Origin of the sequence: Pantoea sp. A4, from assembly GCF_000295955.2 — a bacterium.
Taxonomy (GTDB): domain Bacteria; phylum Pseudomonadota; class Gammaproteobacteria; order Enterobacterales; family Enterobacteriaceae; genus Pantoea; species Pantoea multigeneris.
In genome coordinates, this window is the sequence record NZ_ALXE01000007.1 from 1 (window position 1) to 26,731 (window position 26,731).

Annotated in this window: 27 protein-coding genes; 18 read left to right on the top strand and 9 right to left on the bottom strand. The window is 54.2% G+C overall.

Features of this window, described 5'->3' with window-relative positions; translation table 11 throughout:
- Window positions 1-607: 607 nt before the first annotated feature.
- A complete protein-coding gene (locus B880_RS0101675) occupies window positions 608-967 on the top strand; it encodes a type II toxin-antitoxin system RelE/ParE family toxin (RefSeq protein WP_017345651.1) in 360 nt (119 codons plus the stop codon).
- Window positions 964-1,263 carry a helix-turn-helix domain-containing protein gene (locus tag B880_RS0101680; protein WP_017345652.1) on the top strand — a complete coding sequence of 100 codons (300 nt, stop codon included), beginning with the start codon at window positions 964-966 and terminating at the stop codon, window positions 1,261-1,263. The genes B880_RS0101675 and B880_RS0101680 overlap by 4 nt, the downstream gene beginning before the upstream one ends.
- A gap of 46 nt (window positions 1,264-1,309) precedes the next feature.
- Here the strand turns inward: B880_RS0101680 and hemY are convergent, their stop codons facing one another.
- Genes hemY through hemC form a run of 4 tightly spaced genes read right to left on the bottom strand, consistent with a single transcriptional unit; the run spans window position 1,310 to window position 5,344 of the window.
- Window positions 1,310-2,506 (bottom strand): protoheme IX biogenesis protein HemY, encoded by a 1,197-nt coding sequence (gene hemY, locus B880_RS0101685; RefSeq protein ID WP_017345653.1) that lies wholly within the window; start codon window positions 2,504-2,506, stop codon window positions 1,310-1,312.
- A 2-nt stretch (window positions 2,507-2,508) separates the two neighbouring features.
- A complete protein-coding gene (gene hemX / locus B880_RS0101690; RefSeq protein ID WP_017345654.1) occupies window positions 2,509-3,642 on the bottom strand; it encodes a uroporphyrinogen-III C-methyltransferase in 1,134 nt (377 codons plus the stop codon).
- A gap of 23 nt (window positions 3,643-3,665) precedes the next feature.
- Window positions 3,666-4,406: a uroporphyrinogen-III synthase gene (hemD, locus tag B880_RS0101695; protein ID WP_017345655.1), complete on the bottom strand. Its 741-nt coding sequence runs from the start codon at window positions 4,404-4,406 to the stop codon at window positions 3,666-3,668.
- Window positions 4,403-5,344 (bottom strand): hydroxymethylbilane synthase, encoded by a 942-nt coding sequence (gene hemC / locus B880_RS0101700; RefSeq protein WP_017345656.1) that lies wholly within the window; start codon window positions 5,342-5,344, stop codon window positions 4,403-4,405. The genes hemD and hemC overlap by 4 nt, the downstream gene beginning before the upstream one ends.
- 308 nt (window positions 5,345-5,652) lie before the next feature.
- Here hemC and B880_RS0101705 point away from each other — a divergent pair, with 308 nt between their 5' ends.
- The 10 genes from B880_RS0101705 (at window position 5,653) to B880_RS0101745 (ending at window position 16,363) form a co-directional block, all read left to right on the top strand.
- Window positions 5,653-8,211: a class I adenylate cyclase gene (locus tag B880_RS0101705; protein ID WP_017345657.1), complete on the top strand. Its 2,559-nt coding sequence runs from the start codon at window positions 5,653-5,655 to the stop codon at window positions 8,209-8,211.
- Window positions 8,212-8,310: 99 nt separating this feature from the next.
- Window positions 8,311-8,496, top strand: coding sequence for an LPS translocon maturation chaperone LptM (gene lptM, locus B880_RS0101710; RefSeq protein WP_017345658.1), 186 nt, complete (start codon window positions 8,311-8,313; stop codon window positions 8,494-8,496).
- A 30-nt stretch (window positions 8,497-8,526) separates the two neighbouring features.
- On the top strand, window positions 8,527-9,351 hold the full coding sequence (dapF, locus tag B880_RS0101715; protein ID WP_026042366.1) for a diaminopimelate epimerase: 825 nt from the start codon (window positions 8,527-8,529) through the stop codon (window positions 9,349-9,351).
- The gene (locus tag B880_RS0101720) at window positions 9,348-10,052 is read left to right on the top strand and encodes a DUF484 domain-containing protein (RefSeq protein ID WP_017345660.1); all 705 of its coding nucleotides are present in this window, start codon (window positions 9,348-9,350) and stop codon (window positions 10,050-10,052) included. Before dapF ends, B880_RS0101720 begins: the two co-directional genes overlap by 4 nt.
- The gene (xerC, locus tag B880_RS0101725; RefSeq protein WP_017345661.1) at window positions 10,049-10,954 is read left to right on the top strand and encodes a tyrosine recombinase XerC; all 906 of its coding nucleotides are present in this window, start codon (window positions 10,049-10,051) and stop codon (window positions 10,952-10,954) included. The genes B880_RS0101720 and xerC overlap by 4 nt, the downstream gene beginning before the upstream one ends.
- Window positions 10,951-11,679: a 5-amino-6-(5-phospho-D-ribitylamino)uracil phosphatase YigB gene (gene yigB, locus B880_RS0101730; RefSeq protein ID WP_017345662.1), complete on the top strand. Its 729-nt coding sequence runs from the start codon at window positions 10,951-10,953 to the stop codon at window positions 11,677-11,679. The genes xerC and yigB overlap by 4 nt, the downstream gene beginning before the upstream one ends.
- A gap of 101 nt (window positions 11,680-11,780) precedes the next feature.
- Window positions 11,781-13,943 carry a DNA helicase II gene (uvrD, locus tag B880_RS0101735; protein ID WP_017345663.1) on the top strand — a complete coding sequence of 721 codons (2,163 nt, stop codon included), beginning with the start codon at window positions 11,781-11,783 and terminating at the stop codon, window positions 13,941-13,943.
- Window positions 13,944-14,019: 76 nt separating this feature from the next.
- Entirely contained in the window at window positions 14,020-14,076 is a 57-nt protein-coding gene (gene ysgD / locus B880_RS27285; protein WP_369410970.1) for a YsgD/CorL family protein, read from the top strand.
- A gap of 175 nt (window positions 14,077-14,251) precedes the next feature.
- Complete coding sequence (gene corA, locus B880_RS0101740; RefSeq protein ID WP_017345664.1) at window positions 14,252-15,205, top strand: magnesium/cobalt transporter CorA; 954 nt, start codon at window positions 14,252-14,254, stop codon at window positions 15,203-15,205.
- Window positions 15,206-15,301: 96 nt separating this feature from the next.
- Window positions 15,302-16,363 carry an AbrB family transcriptional regulator gene (locus B880_RS0101745; protein WP_017345665.1) on the top strand — a complete coding sequence of 354 codons (1,062 nt, stop codon included), beginning with the start codon at window positions 15,302-15,304 and terminating at the stop codon, window positions 16,361-16,363.
- Here the strand turns inward: B880_RS0101745 and B880_RS0101750 are convergent.
- A complete protein-coding gene (locus tag B880_RS0101750; RefSeq protein ID WP_370659879.1) occupies window positions 16,360-16,815 on the bottom strand; it encodes a thioesterase family protein in 456 nt (151 codons plus the stop codon). The genes B880_RS0101745 and B880_RS0101750 overlap by 4 nt on opposite strands.
- 196 nt (window positions 16,816-17,011) lie before the next feature.
- Between B880_RS0101750 and pldA the strand changes: the two genes are divergently transcribed.
- Genes pldA through rhtC form a run of 3 tightly spaced genes read left to right on the top strand, consistent with a single transcriptional unit; the run spans window position 17,012 to window position 20,383 of the window.
- Entirely contained in the window at window positions 17,012-17,890 is an 879-nt protein-coding gene (pldA, locus tag B880_RS0101755; RefSeq protein WP_017345667.1) for a phospholipase A, read from the top strand.
- Window positions 17,891-17,914: 24 nt separating this feature from the next.
- Window positions 17,915-19,741: an ATP-dependent DNA helicase RecQ gene (gene recQ, locus B880_RS0101760; RefSeq protein WP_017345668.1), complete on the top strand. Its 1,827-nt coding sequence runs from the start codon at window positions 17,915-17,917 to the stop codon at window positions 19,739-19,741.
- Window positions 19,742-19,753: 12 nt separating this feature from the next.
- The gene (gene rhtC, locus B880_RS0101765; protein ID WP_017345669.1) at window positions 19,754-20,383 is read left to right on the top strand and encodes a threonine export protein RhtC; all 630 of its coding nucleotides are present in this window, start codon (window positions 19,754-19,756) and stop codon (window positions 20,381-20,383) included.
- A 55-nt stretch (window positions 20,384-20,438) separates the two neighbouring features.
- On the opposite strand, the gene rhtB is transcribed toward rhtC, so the two are convergent.
- A complete protein-coding gene (rhtB, locus tag B880_RS0101770) occupies window positions 20,439-21,062 on the bottom strand; it encodes a homoserine/homoserine lactone efflux protein (RefSeq protein ID WP_017345670.1) in 624 nt (207 codons plus the stop codon).
- Window positions 21,063-21,179: 117 nt separating this feature from the next.
- On the opposite strand from rhtB, the gene pldB reads away from it, so the two are divergent.
- Together pldB and yigL are read left to right on the top strand one after the other, a co-directional pair.
- Window positions 21,180-22,172 (top strand): lysophospholipase L2, encoded by a 993-nt coding sequence (gene pldB, locus B880_RS0101775; RefSeq protein WP_017345671.1) that lies wholly within the window; start codon window positions 21,180-21,182, stop codon window positions 22,170-22,172.
- Between the two features lie 51 nt (window positions 22,173-22,223).
- Window positions 22,224-23,024, top strand: coding sequence for a sugar/pyridoxal phosphate phosphatase YigL (gene yigL / locus B880_RS0101780; RefSeq protein WP_017345672.1), 801 nt, complete (start codon window positions 22,224-22,226; stop codon window positions 23,022-23,024).
- A gap of 42 nt (window positions 23,025-23,066) precedes the next feature.
- Here yigL and B880_RS0101785 read toward each other — a convergent pair whose 3' ends face one another.
- From B880_RS0101785 to B880_RS0101795, 3 genes are all read right to left on the bottom strand, one after another.
- Entirely contained in the window at window positions 23,067-23,558 is a 492-nt protein-coding gene (locus B880_RS0101785; RefSeq protein ID WP_017345673.1) for a DUF1456 family protein, read from the bottom strand.
- A 69-nt stretch (window positions 23,559-23,627) separates the two neighbouring features.
- Window positions 23,628-24,554, bottom strand: a complete 927-nt coding sequence (metR, locus tag B880_RS0101790; RefSeq protein WP_017345674.1) for an HTH-type transcriptional regulator MetR — start codon at window positions 24,552-24,554, stop codon at window positions 23,628-23,630.
- Window positions 24,555-24,820: 266 nt separating this feature from the next.
- Window positions 24,821-25,648, bottom strand: a complete 828-nt coding sequence (locus B880_RS0101795; protein ID WP_017345675.1) for a dienelactone hydrolase family protein — start codon at window positions 25,646-25,648, stop codon at window positions 24,821-24,823.
- Window positions 25,649-25,948: 300 nt separating this feature from the next.
- On the opposite strand from B880_RS0101795, the gene udp reads away from it, so the two are divergent.
- Window positions 25,949-26,710: a uridine phosphorylase gene (gene udp, locus B880_RS0101800; protein ID WP_017345676.1), complete on the top strand. Its 762-nt coding sequence runs from the start codon at window positions 25,949-25,951 to the stop codon at window positions 26,708-26,710.
- The last annotated feature ends 21 nt before the right edge of the window (window positions 26,711-26,731 follow it).

Below are 26,731 nucleotides of genomic sequence, written 5' to 3' on the forward strand. Positions count from 1 at the left end.
GAATCCTCTCTCGCCGACCAATTCGAAGAACCTGCTTGAAAAAGCAGGTTTTTTTTCGTCTGTCATAAACCCACCGCCCACAGTGTCGCTTTATTCTCTGGTTGATGTCGCTATCTGGTGACGTTTAACCCATTGATAAATAACATCCTTACCTTTCTTTGCACCGTTTGTCGTTAACCAGCGACACCTGAGCCGGTGCGGTGCAAATACTGTATCAATCATCTTTATTTTTATGTTGCTGATAAATAAGTAAAAAATTCATTTTATGCCATTCTGGCACGGCTTGTGCAATACTTAGCGTGTAGATGCTCATTCTATTTTTTATGTCAGCTTCGGCGACATAAGCCCAGGAATGATGCAGAGCCCTATTGGGTGCCTGTTGTCCGGTTTGTCTGTATCGCTTGGGCCTTACAGCAGTAAGGGACAATACGTTGAGTCGGGCACCTTTCGGTTGTCAAACCGACCTGATCCTTACACCTGCCTCGGCAGGTGTTTTTTTTTGCCCTGAATTCCGCTGCAATGCGGTAAATCAAGCCGTGTCCTGCTGTAATAATAGTCTGTGGTCTATATCTTCCCGATAGTCTAAAATCTATCAGGATAATGCGACGTGTGGACGATTGAAGTAACGGATAACTTCTCCAACTGGTTTGATCAGCAGGATAATGAGATACAGCTAGATGTGATTGCCGCGTTGACGCTACTTGAGCAGGATGGGCCAAACCTGTCTCGGCCTCATGTAGATACGCTCTATGGCTCTGCACTGACCAATTTGAAAGAACTGAGAGTACAGAGCAAAGGTAGGCCAGTGCGTTGTTTTTTTGTGTTTGATCCCCGTCGATGTGCAATCGTGCTGTGTGCAGGGAATAAGACGGGTAAGCAAGAAAAAATTTTCTACCAGAGAATGATCAAAACGGCAGAGCAGGAGTATTACCGGCATCTTCAAACTTTGAGTAGAGGGAAAAAATGAAAACATTAGACGATCTCCGTGCAACGCTTACCCCTGATGAACAGCGGCAGGTGAGTGATAAAGTCGCTCAAATGCGGCTAGACACCCAGCTGTTTAAGCTGCGTGAAGCGATGGAAAAGACCCAGCGTGAGCAGGCAACAGCGATGGGTATTGCCCAGCCCTCTGTAGCCGCGATTGAATCCCGAGGGGAAGATTTAAAAATTGCCACTCTGAAACGATATGTAGAAGCGCTGGGAGGGGAATTGACTCTGGCGGTAAATATGCCCGGAGGGCGGCGGATTGATTTTACTTTATGATGTAAAAAAGCCGGGCTATAGACCCGGCTTTTAACTGTCTTGAGATTTACTGCCCTGGATTATTCTTCAGCGTCAGCAACAACCCTTCACGACGCATGGTTGCTGCGTCTTCCGGGCGGCGCAGATGATCGTAAACATCAGCCAGCCAGGCGTAGTCAAACGCATCAGGGCGCTGTGCCAGCGCCTGCTTAAACGCTTCCGCCGCCAGTTCCCATTCACCGTGGCGCATCTGTAACTGGCCCAGGGTGCTGTGCAGCAATGGCGTGGCACCATGTTGTTTAATCTGCTGACGCAGGGCTTTTTCCAGCGCCGCAGTATTGCCGCTTTGAATGCGGGGCATCAGTAACACCAGACGGTCGTCGTAATGTTTTTTTAGCCCTTCCAGCAGAATGCTTTGTGCAGTATCTGCGTCATCGCACTCAATCAGATGTTCAGCCATTGCGACCTGGAGTGTCGTTTCCTGACGCGTTTTGCGGCTCTGATTCTGCCACCAACGCTTCAGGCCTTCGCTACCCTGATCGGCCATTGCCTGGCTCATTAAGCCCAGCCATGCCTGCTGTTGCAGCGCCAGACGATGATCTTCTGTGGCGACCTGCACTTTTTCCATCGCGGGGAGAATATCGATCAACGCACTCCAGGCACCGGTTCTGACATAGGCTTGTTCTGCCAGGCGCAGGACTTCTGGATGGCGCGGAGCAACTTCCAGCAGGCGATCGATGGTATGGCGCGCCGCATGATCTTCATTACGTGCCAACTGAATACGTGCGCGAGTGATCGCGACCGGGATGGTGTCATTGTCAGACAGCTCGGCGGCACGTGCCAGATGCTGATTTGCCCGCGTTTCATCACCACGCTGTTGCGCCGCTTCGGCCGCTAACAGGTAATTAGCTACCGGCACATCAGCATGATCAGCATCCCGTGACAGCAGTTTTTCTACCTGTTTGTAGTCACCTTCCGCCAGTTTCATCAACGCATTTTGCGTTTGACGCTGGGCACGACGGCGCTTACGTCCGCTGAACCAGCCGCGCGTGCGCTTTCCGGTCATAAACAGGCGGCGTAGTAGCCATTCAACGCCAAGGATGATCAGCAGTGCCACAATCAGGATGATCGACAGGCCGGTGACGGTGGTTTCAATGTTCCAGTTGTCGGTCTGGATCAGCACGTAGCCCTGGTGACCGGCAATCATCGGTCCTACCACGATACCGGCGATGAGTAACACAAACAGGATTAGCACTTTTAACATGCTTAACCTCCCTGCTGATGTGGCGCGACAGAGGGCTGTGCCATCAGGCTACGCACGCGTGTCTGCATCAGTTTATCGAGCAGTGGCTGGCTGGTCAGGCTCTCTGGCAGATCCATATTGATGCTCTGCTGGCTGAGATCGTCCAACTGGCTCAGGAAGGCTTTGGTAGCCGCATCGTTGGTATCGTACCAGGCGCGAACCCAGGTAGAAACGGCATCGATCGACTGCTTATAAACTTCATTTTGGTGACGTGGCACCGCTTGTGCGGCAATCAGCAGACGCGAGCGGATATTTTCCCGCAAATAAATGTCCTGGTTAGGGGCCAGCAGCGGCTGAGCGGTGGTATCGCGGCGACGGATGGTAATGAAGTCATCCATAAAGTTGTGCCAGCTTTTAACCAGGTTTTGCCGCCATTCACGCAGTGAGCTGGAGAGTTCTCCGCTGTCATTGTCCATCGGCGAATCATCACTGTCGTTGTCAGCGAGACGCAGATTATCCACGCCGTTGGAGAGCTGATTCAGACGCAAAATAATGCCGTCATAATCGACCTGGCTGATGGCGGAAAGCGTGCTGATATCTTCCGTCAGTGCACGACGTACGTTCATCACGCTTGGGTCGTTCATATCAGCGAGGCTGTCATCCGCACTTTTTAGCAGGGCGGCGGCGGTAGTGACATCCTGATCGCTCCACAGCTTGCGACCGGCCAGTTTCACCAGGTAATCAGCCTGAGAAATAAGCCAGGTGTTCACATCATTACCGGAAATCATCGCCACGCGCTGGCGTAAATCATCCAGGGCTTTCGCAGTGGCTTCCTGTTGGCTACGAGCCTGCTGTAGCGCAGTGTTAGCGCTATCAAGCTGCTGAGCCAGCTGCTGATTTTCACGGTTATTTTGTTGCTGCAACGCGCTGAGTTGATCGTTCAGCTGTTGATTAACCTGTGCCTGCAAATCGGCCTGCTGTTTCCCATGCAGATATAAACCGGTTCCCAGCGCCAGTGCGATAACAATCGCAACTGCGCCCAGCACCAGACCACCATTTTTCTTCTGGTGGGTCTGCGGGTTCTGAGCAGATGAGAGGCTTTTTTCCGCTGGGGTGGTCTCTTCAACCATGGCGGAGGAGTCTTTGTGTTCCGTCATTGTGGCACATCCCATTGTTAAGTTCAGCGTAACGCGCGCAGCAGCGCATCGTTATCGGCACCATCGGCTACCGTAATATTCTGCCAGCCCAAACCGGCTGCCAGCGTAGCCAAACGTTCACTGACGACCAGTAGCCGACAGTGTAATAACCATTCCTCACGGTCAACGGTGGGGAACAGTGAATACAGCTGTTGTAACATTTCGCCGCTGCTCACGACCAGAGTATCAATACCCCGGTTACGCCAGCGGTGCCCTTCAAATGCACCGTCATACTGCTTTGCCCGGCGTTGGTAACACTCAATAAAGCTGACATTTGCCCCCCGTTCGCTCAGGGTATCTGCAATCAGGGTTCTGCCACCGTTGCCGCGTAGCAGTAAAGCCCGCTTACCGGCTACGTTGTGCAAGCGGCCAAGTCGCACCAGCTCTTCACTGGTCTCTTCTGCCTGAGGGTATTCAACCGGTAAATTACTGACGGTGTGGAACGCCAGGGCAGTGCTGCGCCCAATGGCATAATAGTCGGGAATGGTCGGCCATGCCGCCCCGGCGTGCTGCATTGCGGGGTGAGCATGAAAGATAACCTGCTGTGAAAGCAAGAAAACCAGATCGCCTGGCTTAAGCGCTTGTAGCTGTTGTGCTAAATGGGGGAGATCGCCGCCCGGAGCGAACTCAATCAGCGGCAGTGACCACGCCAGTTTACCCGCCGCTTGCAGACGGGTAACCAGTTGGCTGGCAGCCGGCTCTGGGCGGGTCACCAGAATGGTCATGCAGGCGGTTGCCCTTGATAGACCTCGCGCAGGATCTCGCGTGCACCATTATTTAGCAGCTCTTCCGCCAGTGAGATGCCCATCTGCTCAGCCTGCTGGCGTGTGCCGCGACGTTCACCACTGATCATCTTGCTACCATCCGGCGAGCCAACCAGCCCGCGCAGCCACAGCTCTTCACCATGCAGTTCTGCGAAGCTGCCAATCGGCACCTGGCATCCGCCTTCGAGACGGGTATTCATGGCTCGTTCCGCACGGACGCAGACCGCGGTGTCTTCATGATTCAGCGCCTGAAGCAGATTAATCAGCTCGGCATCATCCAGACGACACTCAATGCCGACGGCACCCTGGCCCACGGCGGGTAAAGAGATATCACTTGGAAGTGCCTGACGAATGCGTGCTTCTAAGCCGAGGCGGATCAATCCGGCAGAGGCCAGAATAATGGCATCATATTCGCCTGCATCGAGTTTCCCCAGACGCGTTCCTACGTTACCACGCAGCGAACGAATGATGAGGTCCGGGCGACGTGCGCTCAATTGGCACTGACGACGCAGGCTGGAGGTACCCACCACTGCGCCTTGCGGCAGCTCGTCAATGGAAGCGTACTGATTAGAAACAAAGGCATCACGCGGATCTTCACGCTGGCAAATCGTGACTAAGCCCAGTCCTTCCGGGAACTCGACGGGAACGTCTTTCATGGAGTGCACGGCTAAATCGGCACGTCCTTCCAGCATTGCCACCTCAAGCTCTTTGACAAACAGGCCTTTGCCACCGACTTTAGCCAGCGGTGTATCCAGGATCACATCCCCTTTGGTGACCATTGGCACCAGTTCAACGCGCAGCCCCGGCCAGGCGGCCATCAGGCGCTGTTGGACATATTGTGCTTGCCACAGCGCAAGAGGACTTTGCCTTGTAGCAATTCTGAAAATTTTGTCTAACATTCTGTTAACCATTTTGATCGTTCATCGATTATCCTATCATCGATAGGGGAATGCTGTCAGTTTCAAAGGACTGAAATGGGTCTGACCCTCGATTCCTTTTGGTAGATTAAGGTGGCTGAAGGGGTTAGTCTGAAAAGCACGGAATGCCAGACAGAACGTGCTAAAATGTTAAGTAGCGCAACTTTCTTTACGGTCAATCTCTCAAGTGTTAGATTGATCACGTTTTCATCAGCCGCATAATTTAACTACACCAAGGCTGAGAATGAAAACACGGTGCTTACACAATCCGGACAATCAGGCGAAACGTCTTGTACCTCTACATTGAGACACTGAAACAGAGACTGGATGCAATCAACCAGCTGCGCGTAGACCGCGCACTGGCTGCTATGGGGCCTGCTTTCCGGCACGTCTTCACTCTGCTGCCAACCCTGTTACATCATCATCATCCGTTAATGCCGGGCTACCTCGAAGGTAGTGTTCCCCATGGCATCAGCTTCTATACGCCCGATGAAAATCAGCAGCAGCTTCTGGCTGAGCTCATCGGCGGCGACGATCTGCACGTTGTTCCCCCTGCCAAGGGCGAAATGCCGATTACCGGCATTTACTCCATGGGCAGTACCTCATCCGTGGGACAAAACAGCGTCTCTGACCTCGATATCTGGGTCTGCCACCAGTCGTGGCTGGATAACGAAGAGCGCATGAACCTGCGGCGTAAATGTACGCTGCTGGAAAAATGGTGCCTGTCGTTGGGCATGGAAGTCAGCTTCTTCCTGATCGATGAGAACCGCTTCCGCCACAATGAAAGTGGTAGCCTCGGCGGAGAAGATTGCGGATCAACCCAACACATCCTGCTGTTAGATGAATTCTACCGTACGGCAGTCCGTATGGCGGGTAAGCGTATTCTGTGGAACATGGTGCCGAACGAAGAGGAGCACCACTACGATGACTACGTCATGTCATTGTATGCACAGGGTGTGTTAACGCCGAACGAATGGCTGGATTTAGGCGGGCTGGGCACGCTCTCAGCAGAAGAGTATTTCGGTGCCAGCCTGTGGCAGCTGTATAAAAGCATTGATTCACCGTACAAAGCGGTGCTGAAAACCTTGCTGCTGGAAGCGTACAGCTGGGAATACCCCAACACCCAACTGTTGGCGATGGACATTAAACAGCGCCTGCACGATGGCGAAATTGTCTCGTTCGGTCTCGATCCTTATTGCATGATGCTGGAGCGCGTGACGCGTTATCTCACCAGCATTGATGATCAACCGCGCCTTGATCTGATTCGCCGCTGTTTCTATCTCAAAGTGTGCGAAAAGCTTTCCCATGAACAGCACCACGACCGCACCGCGTGGCGGCGTGAAATCCTCGCCCAGTTGGTCAAATCCTGGGGTTGGGATAGCGAAAAGCTGGCGATTCTCGATAATCGCGCCGAGTGGAAAATCGAACGGGTGCGCGAAGCGCACAATGAACTGCTCGATGCGATGATGCAGAGCTATCGCAATCTGATCCGTTTTGCCCGTCGCAACAATTTAAGCGTCAGCGCTAGCCCGCAAGATATCGGCGTGCTGACGCGTAAACTGTACGCCGCATTCGAAGCGCTGCCCGGCAAAGTCACGCTGGTGAATCCACAAATATCGCCTGACCTGTCAGAGCCGAATCTGACCTTTATTCATGTCCCTGCTGGGCGAGCAAATCGTGCTGGCTGGTATCTGTATAATCAGGCACCGGATATGGATTCCATCATCAGCCATCAGCCGCTGGAATATAACCGTTACCTCAACAAACTGGTGGCCTGGGCCTGGTTCAATGGCCTGCTCACGGACAAAACCCGTTTGCACATCAAAGGCAACGAGGTGTGTGATTTGGCGCGCTTGCAGGAGTTGGTGCACGATGTCTCGCATCACTTCCCGCTGCGAGTGCCAGCGCCAACGCCAAAAGCGTTGTATAGCCCATGTGAAATCCGGCACCTGTCGATTATCGTCAATCTTGAATATGATCCGACGGCGGCATTCCGCAATCAGGTGGTGCATTTTGATTTCCGCAAGCTGGATGTATTTAGCTTCGGTCAACAGCAGCAATGCCTGATTGGCAGTATCGACCTGCTGTATCGCAACTCGTGGAATGAGGTGCGTACGCTGCATTTCAGCGGTGAGCAGGCGATGATTGAGGCGTTAAAAACCATTCTGGGCAAGATGCATCAGGATGCTGCGCCACCGGATACCGTTGAAGTGTTCTGCTACAGCCAGCACCTGCGCGGATTAATTCGTACTCGTGTACAGCAACTGGTGTCTGAGTGCGTTGAACTGCGTCTCTCCAGTACCCGCCAGGAACCGGGACGCTTTAAAGCCTTACGCGTGGCTGGCGAAACCTGGGGACTGTTCTTTGAGCGGATGAGCGTCTCGGTGCAAAAGTTGGAAAATGCCGTGGAGTTCTATGGCGCCATCTCCAATAACAAGCTGCATGGGCTGTCGATAAAAGTCGAATCTAATCAAACGCCGCTGCCGCCGGTGGTTAACGGCTATGCCAGTGAAGGGATCATCCAGTTCTTCTTTGAAGATACCAGTGACGATCGCGGTTTCAATATCTACATCCTTGATGAAGCCAATCGGGTTGAGGTCTATCACCATTGTGAAGGCAGCAAAGAAGAGCTGGTGCGTGACGTCAGTCGCTTCTACTCCTCTTCGCACGATCGTTTCACCTATGGCTCCAGCTTCATCAACTTCAATCTTCCGCAGTTCTATCAAATTGTGCAGGTTGCAGAGCGTTATCAGGTGATTCCGTTCCGCAGTCAGACGCTGACCCAACTCTGTGCCGCTCAGCCCGAAAAAGAGCAGGCAGATTTTCTGCCACGTTTTCAGATGCACTGAGTTGTGCGCCACTCGCTGAAATCAGCGGGAATTCCTGTTGCTTTTCCGGGTTCAACTGCGATGATAAGCAGCAGGTTAAGGACAAGAAGAGCAATCAGCATGAAGAGAGTAGTTAGCCTGTTGGGTATGGCGCTAGCGCTAGCGAGCCTGGTCGGTTGTGGACTGAAAGGACCGCTTTACTTCCCCACTGAACAAACGGATCAGCATAACAAAGCGGTAGCCCACACCCCCGATCAAGCGGTAAACGACATGGTCGGCGGCAAAGCTGGCGTTCAGGCGAAGTAATCAGTAATGGCATACCCGGCGGAGCAGAAAATGCAGTTCTCGAAAATGCACGGCCTCGGTAACGACTTCATGGTCGTCGATGCGGTGACGCAAAACGTCTTTTTTTCACCCGAATTGATTCGTCGCCTGTCCGATCGGCATCTGGGCGTCGGGTTTGATCAGCTGTTAATCGTAGAACCGCCTTACGATCCGGAACTCGATTTTCACTACCGTATTTTCAACGCTGATGGCAGCGAAGTGGCGCAGTGTGGTAACGGTGCCCGTTGTTTCGCTCGTTTTGTGCGTCTGAAAGGGCTGACCAACAAAAACGATATTCGCGTAAGTACCCAAACGGGCCGCATGGTGCTCAGCGTCACGAAAGATGAGCTGGTGCGGGTCAATATGGGAGAACCGAACTTTGAACCGCAGCAGGTGCCTTTCCGCGCCAACAAAGCGGAAAACCTCTATCTGCTGCGCGTTGCGGAGCAAACGGTGATGTTCGGGGCCGTGTCGATGGGCAATCCACACTGTGTGATTCAGGTGGATAGCGTAGCGACGGCGGCGGTGGAAACCCTTGGCCCGGTGCTGGAAAGCCATGAACGCTTCCCGGAACGCGTCAACGTGGGCTTTATGGAAGTGGTGAATCCTGAACACATCCGTCTGCGCGTCTATGAACGTGGGGCCGGAGAAACCCAGGCCTGTGGCAGCGGTGCGTGTGCAGCTGTGGCTTGTGGTATCCAACAGGGACTGCTGGCGAGCAAAGTGCAGGTGGATCTCCCTGGAGGGACGTTGCACATCGCCTGGAATGGCACGGGACAGCCGCTGTATATGACCGGACCCGCCACTCACGTTTATGACGGATTTATTCATCTATGAAAAATGTAGAAGAACAGGCGGAGAGCGCATTACTGCTAAACGACAGCGCCGTAAGTGATTTTTTACGGCAGAATCCTGACTTCTTCATTCGTAATGCCCGTCAGGTTGAGCAGATGATGGTGCCGCATCCGGTACGCGGCAGTGTTTCGCTGGTGGAATGGCATATGGCGCGCCAGCGTAATCATATTCAGCGCCTGGAAGAAGAGATTACCCTGCTGATGGAGCAAGCCACCGCTAACCATCAGCTGTTTGAACGGTTACTGATTTTGCAAGGCCACCTGGCATCGGCGGACTCCCTACAGGATATGCTGAACCGCTTGCAGCGCTGGGCGCGAGAGCTGGGTCTGGCGGGTGCCAACATTCGTCTATTTAATGAACAATGGGCGCTGGGCGCCCCGTCTGACTTTGTGCAGCTTGGGCTATCACGCCAGGCATTTGAACCCCTGCGCATCCAACGCTTTGGTCAACAGCAACACTATCTTGGGCCACTGAACGGTCCGGAACTGCTGCTGTTGCTGCCGCAGGCAAAGGCGGTGGGTTCGGTCGCAATGTCCTTGCTCGGCCAGGAAGGTGATCTGGGCGTGTTGATATTTAGCAGCCGTGATAATCATCATTACCAGCCGGGTATGGGTACGATGCTGCTGCAGCATCTGGCGCATATGCTACCGGAACTGCTGTCACGCTGGATTACTCGTCTATGAGTGCGCCATTGCAGGAGGCAGTTGAAGGCTTTCTGCGCTACATCAAAGTAGAGCGGCAGCTCAGCCCGCTAACGCACAGCAATTATGCCCGGCAGCTAGCGGTGCTGACGCAAATGGCAGAAGAGATGCAGCTGACTGAGTGGCAGCAACTCGATTTGGTGCATGTCCGCAGTATGGTGGCACGCAGCCGCCGCGCGGGATTACAACCTTCCAGTCTGGCCTTACGGCTGTCAGCACTCCGAAGTTTTCTTGACTGGCAGGTTAACCAGGGATTGTTAAGTGCCAATCCGGCACGCGGCGTTAGCACGCCTCGCAGTGCGCGGCATTTGCCAAAAAATATGGATGTCGACGAAGTTAACCAACTGCTGGAGATTGACGCTACCGATCCTCTGGCTGTGCGCGATCGCACGATGCTGGAAGTGATGTATGGCGGTGGGCTACGTCTTTCAGAACTGGTTAATATCGATTGCCGCCATCTGGATCTCGATGTGGGTGAAGTCTGGGTGACGGGAAAAGGCAGTAAAGATCGCCGGGTGCCAATAGGTAAAACCGCAGTGCACTGGGTCGAACAGTGGCTTTCCCATCGCGCATTACTGGCTGCCGAAGATGATGCGTTGTTCCTCTCCAGCCGGGGCAAACGTATTTCACTGCGCAATGTGCAGAAGCGTTTTGCCGAGTGGGGGATCAAACAGGGCGTCAGTAGCCACGTGCATCCGCATAAGCTACGTCACTCTTTTGCTACCCATGTACTTGAATCCAGTGGTGATTTACGCGCCGTGCAGGAACTGCTGGGTCACGCCAGTCTCTCTACCACACAAATTTATACCCATCTCGATTTCCAGCATCTGGCATCGGTCTATGACAATGCTCATCCCCGGGCTAAACGAGGCAAAAAAGAATGAAGTTTTACCGCGCGTTGCGTCCCATCAAAGCCATGACTTTCGATTTTGACGACACCCTGTATGACAACCTGCCGGTGATTCGTAAAACCACCATTGAATCTCACGCCGCGTTGCAAGCGGCACATCCGGCATTACGGGATTTTACGCAGCAGCAGTATCAGCAACTGCGTGATACTTTGCTGATTAGCGAGCCCGAAATTTACCACGATGTGACTGAGTGGCGGCGTCGTGCCGTTGAGCTAGCGATGCGGAATGTGGGGATGTCCGCCGCAGAAGCCACCGCTGGCGCTGCGGAAGTGATGCGGGTGTTTGCCCACTGGCGTAGCCAGGTCGACATGCCGCAGGAGACACATGACACGTTGACGCTGTTAGCCCAGCACATCCCGCTGGTCGCGATCACCAACGGCAATGCGCAGGCGGACAAACTCGGTATTGACCATCATTTTGAATTTGTTTTGCGTGCCGGCCCTGATGGGCGCTCTAAGCCGTGGAATGATATGTTCCATCTGGCCGCGAGCCGACTGAATATCGCTCCCGAGAATATCCTGCATGTGGGTGATGACCTCACCACTGATGTGGCGGGTGCAGTACGCTGTGGCTTACAGGCCTGTTGGATCAACCTGTGTGAAGGCAATCTGATGAAAATCAAAGATGCCCGCCTGCTGCCACATGTGGAAATTTCTCAGCTCTCCTCGCTGACCTCGCTGCTCCCGTCTGCTCGCTGAGGCGGGCTTCTGGCCTTATCACCTGTCACTTGCAGTACGACAGGTGTATAATGGCTGTAAATTTATCCAGTTATTAATGCTCTCTTGTGTGAACGGTGCTTATGGACGTTTCTGATCTGCTTAACGGCTTAAATGATAAACAGCGTGATGCGGTTGCCGCGCCCCGCAGCAACCTGTTGGTGCTGGCGGGTGCAGGCAGTGGTAAAACCCGCGTGCTGGTACATCGTATCGCCTGGCTGTTGTCGGTAGAGAACTGCTCGCCTTATTCAATTATGGCGGTGACGTTTACCAACAAAGCGGCAGCAGAAATGCGCCATCGTATCGATCAACTGATTGGCAGCGGCGGTGGCGGGATGTGGATTGGCACCTTCCACGGCCTTGCTCACCGTCTTCTCCGTGCACACCATCTTGATGCTGGCCTGCCGCAGGACTTCCAGATCCTCGACAGCGACGATCAGTTACGCCTGTTAAAACGGCTGATCAAAGCCATGAACCTCGATGAGAAGCAGTGGCCCGCGCGTCAGGGCATGTGGTACATCAACGGCAAAAAAGATGAAGGGCTGCGACCTAAACACATTGAGAGTTACGGCAATCCCGTTGAGCAGACCTGGCTGAAGATTTATCAGGCCTATCAGGAAGCGTGCGATCGCGCGGGGCTGGTCGATTTTGCGGAGTTGCTGCTGCGTGCTCACGAGCTGTGGCTGAACAAACCGCATATTCTCAATCACTATCGCGAACGCTTTACCAACATTCTGGTGGATGAGTTCCAGGACACCAACAACATTCAGTATGCCTGGATCCGCATGTTAGCGGGCGATAGCGGGAAAGTGATTATCGTTGGCGATGACGACCAGTCCATTTATGGCTGGCGCGGTGCCCAGGTTGAGAACATCCAGCGCTTCCTGAAAGATTTCCCCGGCGCAGAGACCATTCGCCTGGAGCAGAACTACCGTTCAACGAAGAATATCCTTCAGGCGGCTAACGTCCTCATTGCTAACAACAACGGTCGTCTCGGGAAAGAGCTCTGGACTGAAGATAGCGCAGGCGAACCCATTTCAATCTACTGCGCCTTTAATGAGCTGGATGAAGCCCGCTTCGTGGTCAATCGCATTAAAGTCTGGCTGGAAAATGGGAATGCGCTCCAGGATTGCGCCATTCTTTATCGCAGCAACGCCCAGTCGCGCGTGCTGGAAGAGGCGTTGATTCAAAGCAATATGCCGTACCGTATTTATGGCGGTATGCGCTTCTTCGAACGCCAGGAAATCAAAGATGCCCTGGCCTATCTGCGCCTGATGGCGAACCGTAACGATGATGCGGCTTATGAGCGCGTGGTCAATACGCCAACGCGCGGTGTTGGCGATCGTACGCTGGATGTAGTACGCCAGACCGCGCGGGAAAAACAGCTGACGCTGTGGCAAGCCACGCGCGAGCTGCTGCGGGACCGTGTCCTGGCGGGTCGGGCGGCTTCGGCATTACAGCGTTTCTGCGAGCTGGTGGATTCACTGGCCACAGAGACAGCGGAACTGCCGCTGCACGTGCAGACTGACCGCGTGATTAAAGATTCCGGCCTGTGGCTGATGTACGAACAAGAAAAAGGCGAGAAAGGTCAGGCACGTATCGAAAACCTTGAGGAACTGGTGACGGCAACCCGCCAGTTCAGCTATCAGGATGAAGATGAAGACCTGATGCCACTCCAGGCATTTCTTTCCCATGCGGCGCTGGAAGCCGGTGAAGGTCAGGCCGACAAATGGCAGGATGCGGTGCAGTTGATGACACTGCACTCGGCGAAAGGGCTGGAATTCAGCCAGGTCTTTATTGTCGGCATGGAAGAGGGAATGTTCCCCAGCCAGATGTCGCTGGATGAGGGCGGGCGTCTGGAAGAAGAGCGTCGCCTCGCCTATGTGGGTGTCACCCGTGCGATGCAAAAGCTGACGCTGACGTATGCCGAAACGCGCCGTCTTTATGGTAAGGAAGTGTATCACCGACCTTCCCGTTTTATCGCTGAGTTACCCGAAGAGTGTGTGGAAGAAGTGCGGTTACGTGCCAGCGTGAGCCGTCCGGTTAGCCCACAGCGCATGGGCGCTCCAGTGACGCAAAACGACAGCGGTTTTGCGCTTGGGCAGCGTGTTCGCCATGCGAAATTTGGTGAAGGCACCATTATCAACCTTGAAGGCAGCGGCGAGCACAGCCGGTTGCAGGTGGCATTTCAGGGGCAGGGCATCAAGTGGTTGGTAGCGGCGTATGCGCGTCTGGAAGCTGTGTAAGCAATAAGCGCCTGACTTGACGACTTTTTCGTCTCAGCGTAACATGCGCCCACTATTATCATGAGAGGACAATGCCTTGGACACGCCCAGTCGATGCTGGCTCAACCCCCTGTTTATCAGGAATAACTTCTAAGGCTACCTCCTGAGCTGGTAGCCTTAGCGGTTATCAGCGACCCTTCTGCACTATCTCGTCGCGTGAGTCAGCACTGATCATGCCCTGTACGTCGTGTTCAGGTATCTGCTGTGCCTGCTAACCGTTAGCAGTGCATCAGCCTCGTCCCCCTTAGTCTGTCATGGGGTGTATTGCTATGCTGAGCGCTTTTAAACTGGATCAAAGTCGCCTTACCCGCCTTGAGCTGGAAGACGAAAATGACAAACTCACTAACTCCATTTGGGTCGATCTGATCGAACCTGAAGAGGCCGAACGTCAGCGCGTACATAACGAGCTGGGTCAGAGCCTTGCGACGCGCCCAGAGCTGGAAGATATCGAAGCATCGGCACGTTTCTTTGAAGATGAAGATGGTTTGCACATCCACTCATTCTTCTTCTATGAAGATGCTGAAGACCACGCGGGCAACGCCACTGTCGCGTTCACCGTGCGTGAAGGGCGGCTCTATACCTTGCGTGAGCGTGAACTGCCGGCATTCCGCCTCTACCGTATGCGCGCCCGCAATCAGACGCTGATGGATGGAAATCCGTTTGAACTGCTGCTGGACCTGTTTGAAACCAAAATCGAACAGCTGGCGGATGAGATTGAAAACATCTACAGCGCACTGGAAAAACTCAGCCGCGTCATCATGGAAGGCCAGCAGGGCGAAGACTATGACGAAGCCCTGTCGCGTCTTGCGGAGATGGAAGATATCGGCTGGAAAGTACGTCTGTGTCTGATGGATACCCAGCGTGCATTGAACTTCCTGGTGCGTAAAGCGCGCCTGCCGGGGAACCAGCTGGAACAGGCCCGCGAAGTCCTGCGCGATATCGAATCCCTGCTGCCGCACAATGAATCGTTGTTCCAGAAGGTGAACTTCCTGATGCAGGCGGCGATGGGCTTTATCAACATCGAACAGAACCGCATCATCAAAATCTTCTCGGTGGTGTCGGTGGTGTTCCTGCCACCTACGCTGGTGGCGTCCAGCTATGGGATGAACTTCGAGTTGATGCCTGAGCTGAAGTGGAGCTTTGGTTATCCCTGGGCCATCGGCTTGATGATCCTGGCGGGCCTGGCCCCTTACCTGTACTTCAAACGACGTAACTGGCTGTAATCAATCGCAGGGGCCGCCTCTGGCCCCTGGAACTGGCACCTTCCACTGAAACTGCGTACTCTGTTACCTCCCTGTTTTAATAAAATTTGCTGAATCATGGATCATCTCTCTTTGCGGGCTCAGTGGGCTATTCTGCTGATCGCCTCGCTGCTGTTGGGAATGCTGTTGCTGGTTTTTCAGGTACCTGCCGCTCTGTTACTGGGTCCGATGATTGTCGGTGTAGTGATGGGGTTGACCGGTGCGAAGGTGCGTATCGATAAGCGTTTCTTCGTGCTGGCTCAGGCCGTTCTTGGCTGTATGATCGCGCAAAGCCTCTCTCCTTCTATCCTCACTCCTTTACTCAACGACTGGCCGGTTGTGGTTGCGGTGCTGATTTTGACGCTCGCTGCCAGTGCGCTGTCCGGCTTTATGCTGGTGCGCTTTAGCCATTTGCCAGGCGCTACCGGTGCCTGGGGATCTTCTCCTGGTGGTGCCTCGGCGATGGTCGCGATGGCGGGGGATTTTGGTGCCGATGTGCGGCTGGTTGCTTTTATGCAGTATCTGCGTGTGCTGTTTGTCGCGACGGCTGCCGCAATGGTGGCGCGAATCGGTTTAGGGAACAACGCGCAAAATGCTACGCTGGAGTGGTTTCCCGCATTACACAGCGGACTGTTGCTGACCTTTATCGTGATGGTGGCTGGCGTATGGCTGGCTCCACGCCTGCGCGTTCCTTCGGGCGCACTGTTGTTACCGGCATTTATCGGGGCCGCCCTTCATAGCAGCGGTGTGGCGACCTTACAGGTCCCGGAGTGGTTGCTGGCGGTGGCTTATTCGCTGATTGGCTGGAGTGTTGGACTGCGCTTTACCCGGCCGGTCTTCTTGCTGGCGCTGCGTACGTTGCCGCAAATGGTGGTCTCGATTATTGGCTTGATGCTGCTGTGCGGTGGGTTAGCTTGGGTGCTGACGAAGGTGCTGCATGTTGACATTATGACCGCCTATCTCGCCACCAGCCCCGGTGGATTAGATACGGTAGCGATTATTGCCGCAGGGAGTCGGGTGGATATTGCCTTTGTTATGGCTATGCAGACGCTCCGCCTGTTCACCATTCTGCTGACTGGCCCGGCGTTAGCGCGTTACCTTTCGCGTTTTGCCCGGCCAGAAACCAGCCAATCGGGTTAACCAATCAGATAAGTGGCGGTCGCCGTGGCAATATAGTCGCCTTGTTGGTTATGCAATTCGACGCGAGCCACCGCCACTTTATTCCCGGCGCGCAGCAGGGTACTGCTGGCAATGAACTTCTCGCCGCGCCCAGGGCGCAGATAATCCACACGCATATCAATGGTGCCCATACGGGACAGGCGCTGGCGTAGCTCCTCTTCCGTAATGGTCGGCTGGCGCGTCAATGCGTGGCTGACGCAGACGACGCCAGCCGCCACATCCAGAACTGCCGCAATCACCCCGCCGTGCAAAATATGCTGCGCAGCATTTCCTACCAGCATGTCTTTGTTGTTAAAGCTCAGTTCGGCGAAATCTGCTTCGTGCTTTTCCAGCACCAGCCCCAACGCTTGATTAAACGGCATATGGTAAACAAACATCTCGCCGATATAGCGTCGCGCCTCTTCCTGTGTCATCGGTGTTGCCATTATTTCTGATCCTGAAAGCTTTCGCCGCACATGGCGGTATGTAAATGTGCTGTCTATTTTAAAAGGGCCGCGAGGCGCTTTCCACTTTCGGAACAGCGCCCTGCTCGGGAATGTGGTTTATCGCTAAAATTGCCTTTTACATTTGTTGCGCTTTTTTAATCAGCAGGGCTCTATGGAGAACACTATGCGAATGCATCGCAGTTTGCTGGCAACGTTTTTATTGCTTCCTACTCTGGCACGGGCAGAAGTCGCCACAACACAAGACGTACACGACCAACCTGAAGTACCTGGCAGTATCATCGCTAACTTGCTGGAAAAGCACGATAATCCGTTTGTACTGTATCCGTATGAGAGCAACTATGTGCTCTATACCTACACCAGTGACATGAACAAAGAAGCGATTTCTTCCTACAACTGGGCTGATAAAGCAAAGAAAGATGAGGTAAAATTCCAGCTCAGTCTGGCGTTTCCACTCTGGCGCGGTATTCTGGGCGACAACTCCGTACTGGCTGCATCGTATACGCAGCAATCCTGGTGGCAGTTGTCGAACCACAAAGAGTCTTCACCGTTCCGCGAAACCAACTATGAACCGCAGCTCTTCCTCGGTTGGGCAACGGATTATTCGCTGGGAGGCTGGACATTACGCGATGTTGAAGTGGGTTTTAACCATCAGTCCAACGGGCGCAGCGATCCCACCTCTCGCAGCTGGAACCGCGTTTATGCCCGCCTGATGGCGGAGAACGGCAATTTTCTCGCAGAGATCAAGCCGTGGTATCGCATCCCTGAGAGTGCCAGCAATGACGACAACCCGGATATCACCAAATATATGGGATATTACCGGCTGAAATTTGGTTACCGCGTAGGTGAGAGCATCTTCAGCCTGCAGGGCAATTACAACTGGAACAGTGGATTTGGTGGCGCACAGCTTGGCTGGAGCTACCCGATTTCGCAGCATGTCCGTTTCTATACGCAGTTGTTTAGCGGTTATGGTGAGTCATTAATTGACTACAACCACCGCCAGACGCGCATTGGTGTAGGTGTCATGCTCAACGATCTGTTCTGATGCACAGATAAACACAGGATTACAGTGGCAACATCGGCAGTTATAAATCAGGAAACGCTGGCACAGCAGGTGTTACAAGAAACCTTTGGCTATCAGCAGTTTCGTCCCGGTCAGCAGGAGATTATTCACACTGCGCTGGAAGGACGTGATTGTCTGGTGGTAATGCCGACCGGCGGCGGTAAGTCGCTGTGTTATCAGATCCCGGCGCTGGTGCGCGAAGGGCTGACGCTGGTGGTTTCCCCGCTGATTTCATTGATGAAAGATCAGGTTGATCAGCTGCTGGCGAACGGTGTTGCCGCTGCCTGTCTGAACTCGACGTTATCGCGTGAACAACAACAGGCGGTCTATTCCGCCTGCCGTCAGGGGCAGATTAAGCTGCTCTACATTGCCCCTGAACGCCTGATGATGGACAACTTCCTCGATACGCTGGAAGGCTGGCAACCGGCGATGCTGGCGGTGGATGAAGCCCACTGTATTTCGCAATGGGGACATGATTTCCGGCCTGAATATGGCGCGCTGGGTCAGTTACGCCAGCGGTTCCCGGCATTACCGGTGATGGCGCTGACGGCGACGGCGGATGAAACCACCCGTAACGACATCGTCAGCCTGTTGAACATGGACGATCCGCTGATTCAGATCAGCAGCTTCGATCGCCCAAATATTCGCTACACGCTGGTGGAGAAGTTTAAACCCACCGATCAACTGCTGCGTTATGTTCAGGATCAGCGGGGCAAAAGCGGCATTATTTACTGCAATAGCCGGGCAAAGGTTGAAGATATGGCAGCCCGTTTGCAAAGCCGTGGGCTGAGTGTTGGCGCGTACCATGCCGGTATTGATGCGGCACAGCGTGGTTATGTACAGGAAGCATTCCAGCGGGATGATCTGCAAATTGTGGTCGCCACCGTGGCGTTTGGCATGGGGATCAACAAGCCGAACGTCCGCTTCGTGGTTCACTTTGATATTCCGCGCAATATTGAATCCTATTATCAGGAGACCGGTCGTGCCGGGCGAGACGGGTTGCCCGCAGAGGCAATGATGCTCTATGACCCGGCAGATATGGCCTGGCTGCGTAAATGTCTCGAAGAGAAGCTGCCTGGCCCGTTACAGGATATTGAGCGCCATAAGCTAAACGCCATGGGGGCATTTGCTGAGGCGCAAACCTGTCGTCGTCTGGTACTGCTCAACTACTTTGGTGAAGGGCGTCAGCAGGCTTGCGGTAACTGCGATATTTGCCTCGATCCCCCTAAGCGTTACGATGGCTTGATGGAAGCGCAGAAGGCGCTATCGACCATCTATCGCGTAGGCCAGCGCTTTGGTATGGGCTATGTGGTTGAAGTTCTGCGGGGGGCGAATAATCAGCGTATCCGCGAGCTGGAGCACGACAAACTGCCCGTGTATGGCCTTGGCCGCGATCAGAGCCATGAACACTGGGTAAGTGTGCTGCGTCAGTTGATTCACCTTGGGTTGGTGACGCAAAATATTGCCATGCATTCGGCACTACAGTTGACGGAATCGGCGCGTCCGGTACTGCGTGGCGAAGTCCCGTTGATGCTGGCGGTACCCCGGTTGATCACCGCCAAGCTTAAAAGCAGTTCGCCAAAAATCTACGGCGGTAATTACGATCGTAAGCTGTTTGCCAAACTGCGTAAGCTGCGCAAAGCCATCGCCGACGAAGGCAACATTCCCCCTTATGTGGTGTTTAACGATGCCACCCTGATTGAAATGGCCGAACAGATGCCCGTGACCGCCTCAGAGATGCTGGGTGTGAACGGCGTCGGTCAGCGTAAACTGGAGCGCTTCGGTACGCCGTTTTTAGTCATGATCAAAGAACATTTGATAGAAGAAGAGTAGAGGTCGTTCAGCATGATTATGTTATTCGCTACCGTGGCGCTGGTGCACTTTGTTGCATTGATGAGCCCGGGTCCGGATTTCTTTTTTGTTTCGCAAACTGCGGCCAGCCGCTCACGCAAAGAAGCAATGATGGGCGTGATGGGAATCAGTCTTGGAATTGTGGTGTGGGCAGGCCTGGCGTTAATGGGACTGCAATTGATCCTGCAAAAAATGGCGTGGCTCCATCAGATAATCATGGTTGGCGGCGGGCTTTATCTGTTGTGGATGGGCTGGCAACTGCTCTGTTCAGCCCGTGCTCGCCATCGTCAGCCCGCTGAACACCAGTCTGAGCCAGAGGTTGTGCTGCCGAAAAAAGGCCGGAGCTTTATGAAAGGCTTCCTGACCAATATCTCTAATCCAAAAGCGATTATCTACTTCGGCAGTGTGTTCTCACTGTTTGTGGGTAATGACGTTGGCGCTGCGGCACGTTGGGGCTTGTTCGTGTTAATCATCGTGGAGACCTTCGCCTGGTTTACCCTGGTGGCGGCGATTTTTGCGCTACCCTATTTCCGCAATAAGTATCAGAAAATGGCGAAGTGGATCGACGGCGTAGCCGGGACGTTGTTTGCCGGTTTTGGCATCCATCTGATCATTTCACGCTGATGGCAGAGGCAAGGTGAGAGGTGTTGCTCCCACCTTGCCCTGAAAGAAGTGATATTCAGGCAATCTTCCGCGCACAGGCCAGCAGTGCCCCTACGCCCATAAACATACCGCCGAAAATACGGTTAAGCAGTTTCATCTGCTTCGGTCCTTTAATCCACGCTGCGATGCGGGTCGCCAGGGTGGCGTAACCAATCATCACCACGATATCAACCGCGACAGTGGTCGTGCCAAGTATCAGATACTGGATCGCCTGTGGCTGATGCGGCTGGATAAACTGCGGGAACAGTGCCGCGAGAAACACAATGCTTTTCGGGTTGGTGAGATTGACCAGCACCGCACGCTGATACAACTTACGCCGTGGCATGGCTTTGGCGACCGCACTTAAATCAATCGCACCCGCAGAGCGCCACTGCTGAATGCCCAGCCACACCAGATAGAGCGCGCCTGCATATTTCAGGATCTCAAACGCCAGCAGCGACTTTGAAAACAGCGCACCCAGGCCGATGCCGACCAGCACAATATGGAGCGCCAGTCCTGTTTGTAATCCGGCAATAGAAGCTACTGCGCCGCGATAGCCATGGCTAATGCCGGTGCTCATGGTATTGATCGCGCCGGAACCGGGCGAAAGGCTAAGAATGGTTGTGGTTAACAGATAGGCTAGCCACCATTCGATGGTCATGGGTGATGCTCCCTGTATGGGCGGAAATGTGACACAATACGCCAGAAACATGGGCTGCGCTACGGGGGAACTCGGGCAGCTTAAACTCTTTTTTTTGTCCGTTGGTCAGGGGGATGGATGCATCGACATAAAGCGAGCTGGCTAACGCGTGAGCGTGCCTTTTCTGCGTTCGCTACCGGCCCGCTGCTCGATTTTTGGCGTACCCGCGAAGAACGGGAATTTACCGGGGTGGGTAATCTCACGTTGCGCTATGTGCGCTTCACCGCCCCGAAACATAAACGTGTCATCCTGATTGTTCCTGGGCGCATAGAGAGCTACGTCAAATACCCTGAACTGGCTTACGATCTGTTCCACTGTGGGTATGATGTGGTGATCCTGGATCACCGTGGGCAGGGGCGATCGGATCGGCTACTGGAAGATCCTCATCGCGGCCATGTGATGGAGTTTTCTCACTATGTGGATGATCTTGAGACGCTCTATTTACAAGAGATCGTCACCGGCCATTATCAACAGCGTTACGCGTTGGCCCACTCGATGGGCGGTGCGATTTTAACCCTGTTCCTGGCGCGCCAGCCGCAGGCATTCCACGCTGCGGCCCTGATCGCACCGATGTTCGGTATCGCTTTGCCACTGCCGACGTTTCTGGCTACGCGTATTCTGGACTGGGCAGAAAAGCGTCCGGCCATGCGCGATGCCTATGCCATGGGCACCGGCCGCTGGCGTGCGAATCCCTTTGGTGAGAACCATCTCACGCACAGCGTTGAGCGTTACCGGCGCAATGTTCGTTTCTATTCAGACGATCCGGCACTACGTGTGGGTGGCCCAACGTATCATTGGGTGCGCGAAGGGGTCCATGCCGGAAAGAGTATTATCAGCCAGGCAGAGCAGATCACCACGCCGATGCTGCTGTTGCAGTCCAGTGAGGACGAAGTGGTGGATAACCGGGCGCAGGATCTCTTCTGTGACCTGATGCGTGAAGCGGGCCACCCCTGTGAGGGCGGTAAGCCACGCGTGATTAAAGGCGCGTACCATGAGATTCTGTTTGAAAAGGACGCCATGCGCGCTGAAGCACTGCACGCGGTGACTGACTTTTTCCAGCGTCACCGCTGAGTCGTCCGCACTCGCGCGGACGGATATTTTTACCGATACCCGAGGTTTTTCATGTATCAGATTGTCGCCTCCGACCTGGATGGCACACTGCTCTCTCCCGAACACCGTCTTACCCCGTATGCACGTGAAACGTTGCAGCAGCTGGTAGCGCGAGACATTCACTTTATCTTTGCCACCGGGCGTCACCATATTGATGTGGGTCAGATGCGCGACAAACTCGGCATCCCGGCCTACATGATCACCTCCAATGGTGCTCGCGTACACAATGCGCAAGGCGAGCTGGTGTTTAGCCATAATCTGGATGCAGATATCGCCCTGGATCTCTTTGCTTTGCACTATCACAGTGCGGACATTCTGACCCATGTTTACCGCGATGATGAGTGGTTCATGAGCCGCTGCCGCCCGGAAGAGCAGGACTATTTCCGTGAATCTGATTTCAACTATCAGGTGTATCAGCCGGGCATGTTGCCGACTGACGGCATCAGCAAAGTGTTCTTCACCAGCGATAACCATGAAAGTTTGATCCCACTGGAGCAGGCGATTGAAGCACGTTGGGGCGATCGTGTGAATGTCAGCTTCTCACTACCAACCTGCCTGGAAGTGATGGCGGGCGGGGTGTCAAAAGGGCATGCGCTTGAGGCAGTCGCCAAAAAGCTTAACTACACGCTGGCAGATTGCATCGCTTTTGGTGATGGGATGAACGATGTGGAGATGCTCAACATGGCGGGCAAAGGCTGCATCATGCGTAATGCACATCAACGCCTGAAAGACACACTGCCTGCACTTGAAGTGATTGGTAGCAATGCCGAAGATGCTGTTCCGCATACCCTGCGTAAGCTCTTTCTGGCCTGATGTGCGCTGAGCGCCTCGTAGAAACGAGGCGCAAAAGGCGAATCAGTGTGCTTTTTTTACCGGTGCGCCCTGAGCTGGACGCAGGGTCAGGGTCAGGCCTTTGAGGAAGTTACGTAAAATCTGATCGCCGCATTCGCGGTAGTTTTTATGGTCAGGTTTACGGAAGATGGCACCAATTTCCCCCTGAGAAACCGTAAAGTTGGCTTTTTTCAGGATGTCAGGAATGTCGGTGGTTTTCAGTTCAAAGGCGATACGCAATCTTTTCATAAACAGATTGTTATTCATTCTGCGCTCGATGCTCAGCGCCGGGCCTTCTTCACTCTTCCCACGACGTTCATAGATCAGACCATTGAGGAAATAGCCCATTAACACGTCTGGGCAAGGGCGAAACGCTGCGTCATCCTCTTTCTTTAGCCATGCTTCCACATCGGACTGCGGGACTTCACAGTTGGCCAGCGCAAAGATCGCCACCATTTTCGCATCGCTGAGGTTTAACATATAGCGCACGCTGCGCAGCACATCGTTGTTGATCATGGTGAGTCTTTCTCGTGGTCTGAATCTGGTCGGGCATTATAGACAAAACTGACGCCAAGGGCGCGGCTATTATCGCGCCAGTGGTGTACCGGGTAATGCGGCATCACGCACAAACGGTAAATGTTCACAGGCGTGCTGGCGGGCGAAGCGGGTGATGGCCTCAATGACCGGCTGGCGCTGTTCTCCGTCACGCACGGCGGCATACAGGCGGCTCCACAGACCATCGCCCAGAGTTTTCGTGACCACCAGCCCCTGTTTCTCAAAGCTTTCGACGACCCAGTGTGGCAGCGCGGCAATCCCCATGCGAGCCGAAACCATTTGAATCAGCAGCAGGGTGTTATCCACATTTTTAAGCGCCGGGCTGATACCTGCGGGTTGGAGGAAGTGACGCCACACATCCAGACGCTGGCGCTGAACCGGATAAATCATCAACACTTCGTCGGCTAAATCTTCCGGGGTAATCACGTCTTTTTGTGCCAGCGGATGGTCAGGAGCCAATACCAGGCGCACCTCGAAATCAAACATTGGCGTGTAGTGCAGACCGCTGCGCGGCAGGATATCGGAAGTCAGGACAATATCCAGCTCGCCCTGTTGCAGCGCGGGCTGAGGATCAAACGTCACGCCGGATTTGAAATCCACCACCACCTGCGGCCAGCTGAGGCGGAAGTTATTAAGCGCTGGCGTCAGCCACTGAATACAGCTGTGGCACTCGATGGCAATGCGCAGCGTGGTCTGGTGCGGCTCATGACAGGCCTGAAGTGCCTGCTGAATTTGCGGCAGGATCTGCTCAGCTAGCTGCAACAAAATCTCGCCCTGCTGGGTAAAACGCAGCGGCTGGCTTTTACGCACAAACAGGCGAAAGCCCAGACGCTGTTCCAGATCGCTGAACTGGTGAGAGAGGGCTGATTGAGTCTGGTGCAGCTGTGCGGCGGCGGCAGCCAGAGAGCCAGTATTTCGCAGTGCCTGCAGCGTTCGCAGATGCTTGAGTTCGATCATGAGGGTCCTTCACATGCAGAGTGAACATTTTGCGCTTGAGGAGCATACAGTACGCGCAGATTATAGCGGTGTAAACATCTGGACGTCTAAACCATGTGTGAATAGCACACCGCGTTCCCTGTCAGGCCGCTTAAGAGATAATTTTAAGCCAGATGTGGTGTCTCGGCGAAGGCCGAAAATCATTGGATAGGGGACAGGGGGGCAATCCGCGAGGTGAGATCGTCTGATACGTTGGGTAAATCTTGGGGCGCCATGCGCCCCCTTTTTTATGCTACGCCGTACTGTTTAAACCATGCCAGCATACGCTGCCAGCCATCCTGCGCCGATTCAGCGTGATAGCTCGGGCGGTAGTCCGCGTTGAAAGCATGACCGGCATCGGGATAGACCACGATCTCCGCTTTAGCGTTCGCTGCGTGCAGTGCCTGGCGCATCAGCTCCACACCTTCGAGTGGGATGCCATCATCCTGGCCGCCGTACAGACCCAGTACCGGTGCGTTTAAATCAACCGCCACATCGATGGGGTGTTTTTGTTGTTTCAGGGTTTTGTCGCCCACCAGCCGCCCATACCAGGCTACCGCCGCTTTCAATTGAGGATTGTGCGCGGCATAGAGCCAGCTAATACGGCCTCCCCAGCAGAAGCCGGTAATTGCCAGGCGGCGAATATCGCCACCGTGTTTTGCTGCCCAGTTCGCAACGTGGTCGAGATCCGACAACACCTGGCTATCAGGCACCTTGCTGACCAGCTCTTTAAGCAGCGTAGGAATATCAGAATACTCACCTGGATCACCTTCGCGGAAATAGAGCTCAGGGGCCACGGCCAGATAGCCTTCCAGCGCCAGGCGACGGCACAGATCGCGAATGTGTTCATGCACGCCGAAAATCTCCTGCACTACCATGACAACCGGCAGCGGACCTGCGGCATCTTTCGGTTTAGCAAAGTAAGCTGGCATGTTTTCACCCTGGCTTGCGACCGAGGTTTCACCAGCCTGAATAGCCTCACTGGTGGTGGTAATGGTGGTTGCGGCGATGGGGTGAACGGCGGGAGCAAAGCCACCCGGCGCAGATTTCTGTGCCATATTATCTTCGGTTTTCATGATGTTCTCCGTGCGAGCAAAGGCGAAGTCAGGTAACTATAGCCTGGCCTGTTTGGTCGGTGGCCAGGTCGTGTACAGAGTTTGTAGAGTGAGGTGCATACTTCTCTTTATCATCGCCAGCCTCTGTTCACAGCGCAGCTTGTGGCAAAATCAGTAACATGGCGGTTGAAATGTGATTCAGATCTCATTTCAATGTATACGATTGATATGTTTCACTACTTATGGCGATATTTGTCACATTTTACTGCGTCGTGCTGACGTAGAGTGGCGCACATCTTTTCCCGTTATCAGGAGTCCGTTATGGCCCAGTCCGATGTATTTCATTTAGGCATTACCCGCGCCGATCTGCAGGGCGCAACGCTGGCGATTGTGCCCGGCGACCCTGAGCGCGTGAAAAAAATTGCAGCGCTGATGGATGAGCCCGAGCATCTTGCTTCTCACCGTGAATTTACCACCTGGCGCGCTAAGCTGGATGGTAAACCGGTTGTGGTCTGTTCAACCGGCATTGGTGGCCCATCGACCTCCATCGCGGTGGAAGAGCTGGCGCAGCTGGGCGTGCGTACTTTCTTGCGCGTGGGCACCACGGGTGCCATCCAGCCGGGGATCAATGTGGGTGATGTGCTGGTAACGACCGCCGCTGTCCGCCTTGACGGTGCCAGCCTGCACTTCGCGCCAATGGAGTTCCCTGCGGTTGCTGACTTCACCTGTACCACGGCATTAGTGGCCGCTGCACAGGCGAGCGGCGCGGCAACACACATTGGTGTTACCGCCTCTTCTGACACTTTCTATCCAGGCCAGGAACGTTACGACACCTTCTCCGGTCGCGTGGTGAATCGCTTCCAGGGTTCAATGAAAGAGTGGCAGCAGATGGGCGTCCTCAACTATGAGATGGAATCTGCTACGCTGTTAACCATGTGCGCCAGCCAGGGGCTGCGTGCCGGGATGGTGGCGGGAGTGATCGTCAATCGCACCCAGAAAGAGATCCCTGATGCTGTCACCATGAAACAAACGGAAAGTGCTGCGGTGAGCATTGTGGTCGAGGCCGCGCGTCGCCTGTTGTGATGCGTATTAAAGCCTGACGCA

What these genes read in the sequence shown, in the direction of transcription:
- B880_RS0101795 (WP_017345675.1), bottom strand. Translation starts at nt 25,648, where the DNA reads ATGAAAACCGAAGATAATATGGCACAGAAATCTGCGCCGGGTGGCTTT.
- yigB (WP_017345662.1), top strand. Translation starts at nt 10,951, where the DNA reads ATGAAGTTTTACCGCGCGTTGCGTCCCATCAAAGCCATGACTTTCGAT.
- B880_RS0101745 (WP_017345665.1), top strand. Translation starts at nt 15,302, where the DNA reads ATGGATCATCTCTCTTTGCGGGCTCAGTGGGCTATTCTGCTGATCGCC.
- B880_RS0101680 (WP_017345652.1), top strand. Translation starts at nt 964, where the DNA reads ATGAAAACATTAGACGATCTCCGTGCAACGCTTACCCCTGATGAACAG.
- hemY (WP_017345653.1), bottom strand. Translation starts at nt 2,506, where the DNA reads ATGTTAAAAGTGCTAATCCTGTTTGTGTTACTCATCGCCGGTATCGTG.
- rhtB (WP_017345670.1), bottom strand. Translation starts at nt 21,062, where the DNA reads ATGACCATCGAATGGTGGCTAGCCTATCTGTTAACCACAACCATTCTT.
- metR (WP_017345674.1), bottom strand. Translation starts at nt 24,554, where the DNA reads ATGATCGAACTCAAGCATCTGCGAACGCTGCAGGCACTGCGAAATACT.
- B880_RS0101750 (WP_370659879.1), bottom strand. Translation starts at nt 16,815, where the DNA reads ATGACACAGGAAGAGGCGCGACGCTATATCGGCGAGATGTTTGTTTAC.
- udp (WP_017345676.1), top strand. Translation starts at nt 25,949, where the DNA reads ATGGCCCAGTCCGATGTATTTCATTTAGGCATTACCCGCGCCGATCTG.
- lptM (WP_017345658.1), top strand. Translation starts at nt 8,311, where the DNA reads ATGAAGAGAGTAGTTAGCCTGTTGGGTATGGCGCTAGCGCTAGCGAGC.
- uvrD (WP_017345663.1), top strand. Translation starts at nt 11,781, where the DNA reads ATGGACGTTTCTGATCTGCTTAACGGCTTAAATGATAAACAGCGTGAT.
- xerC (WP_017345661.1), top strand. Translation starts at nt 10,049, where the DNA reads ATGAGTGCGCCATTGCAGGAGGCAGTTGAAGGCTTTCTGCGCTACATC.
- dapF (WP_026042366.1), top strand. Translation starts at nt 8,527, where the DNA reads ATGCAGTTCTCGAAAATGCACGGCCTCGGTAACGACTTCATGGTCGTC.
- hemC (WP_017345656.1), bottom strand. Translation starts at nt 5,344, where the DNA reads ATGTTAGACAAAATTTTCAGAATTGCTACAAGGCAAAGTCCTCTTGCG.
- rhtC (WP_017345669.1), top strand. Translation starts at nt 19,754, where the DNA reads ATGATTATGTTATTCGCTACCGTGGCGCTGGTGCACTTTGTTGCATTG.
- hemX (WP_017345654.1), bottom strand. Translation starts at nt 3,642, where the DNA reads ATGACGGAACACAAAGACTCCTCCGCCATGGTTGAAGAGACCACCCCA.
- pldA (WP_017345667.1), top strand. Translation starts at nt 17,012, where the DNA reads ATGCGAATGCATCGCAGTTTGCTGGCAACGTTTTTATTGCTTCCTACT.
- yigL (WP_017345672.1), top strand. Translation starts at nt 22,224, where the DNA reads ATGTATCAGATTGTCGCCTCCGACCTGGATGGCACACTGCTCTCTCCC.
- B880_RS0101785 (WP_017345673.1), bottom strand. Translation starts at nt 23,558, where the DNA reads ATGATCAACAACGATGTGCTGCGCAGCGTGCGCTATATGTTAAACCTC.
- pldB (WP_017345671.1), top strand. Translation starts at nt 21,180, where the DNA reads ATGCATCGACATAAAGCGAGCTGGCTAACGCGTGAGCGTGCCTTTTCT.
- hemD (WP_017345655.1), bottom strand. Translation starts at nt 4,406, where the DNA reads ATGACCATTCTGGTGACCCGCCCAGAGCCGGCTGCCAGCCAACTGGTT.
- B880_RS0101720 (WP_017345660.1), top strand. Translation starts at nt 9,348, where the DNA reads ATGAAAAATGTAGAAGAACAGGCGGAGAGCGCATTACTGCTAAACGAC.
- corA (WP_017345664.1), top strand. Translation starts at nt 14,252, where the DNA reads ATGCTGAGCGCTTTTAAACTGGATCAAAGTCGCCTTACCCGCCTTGAG.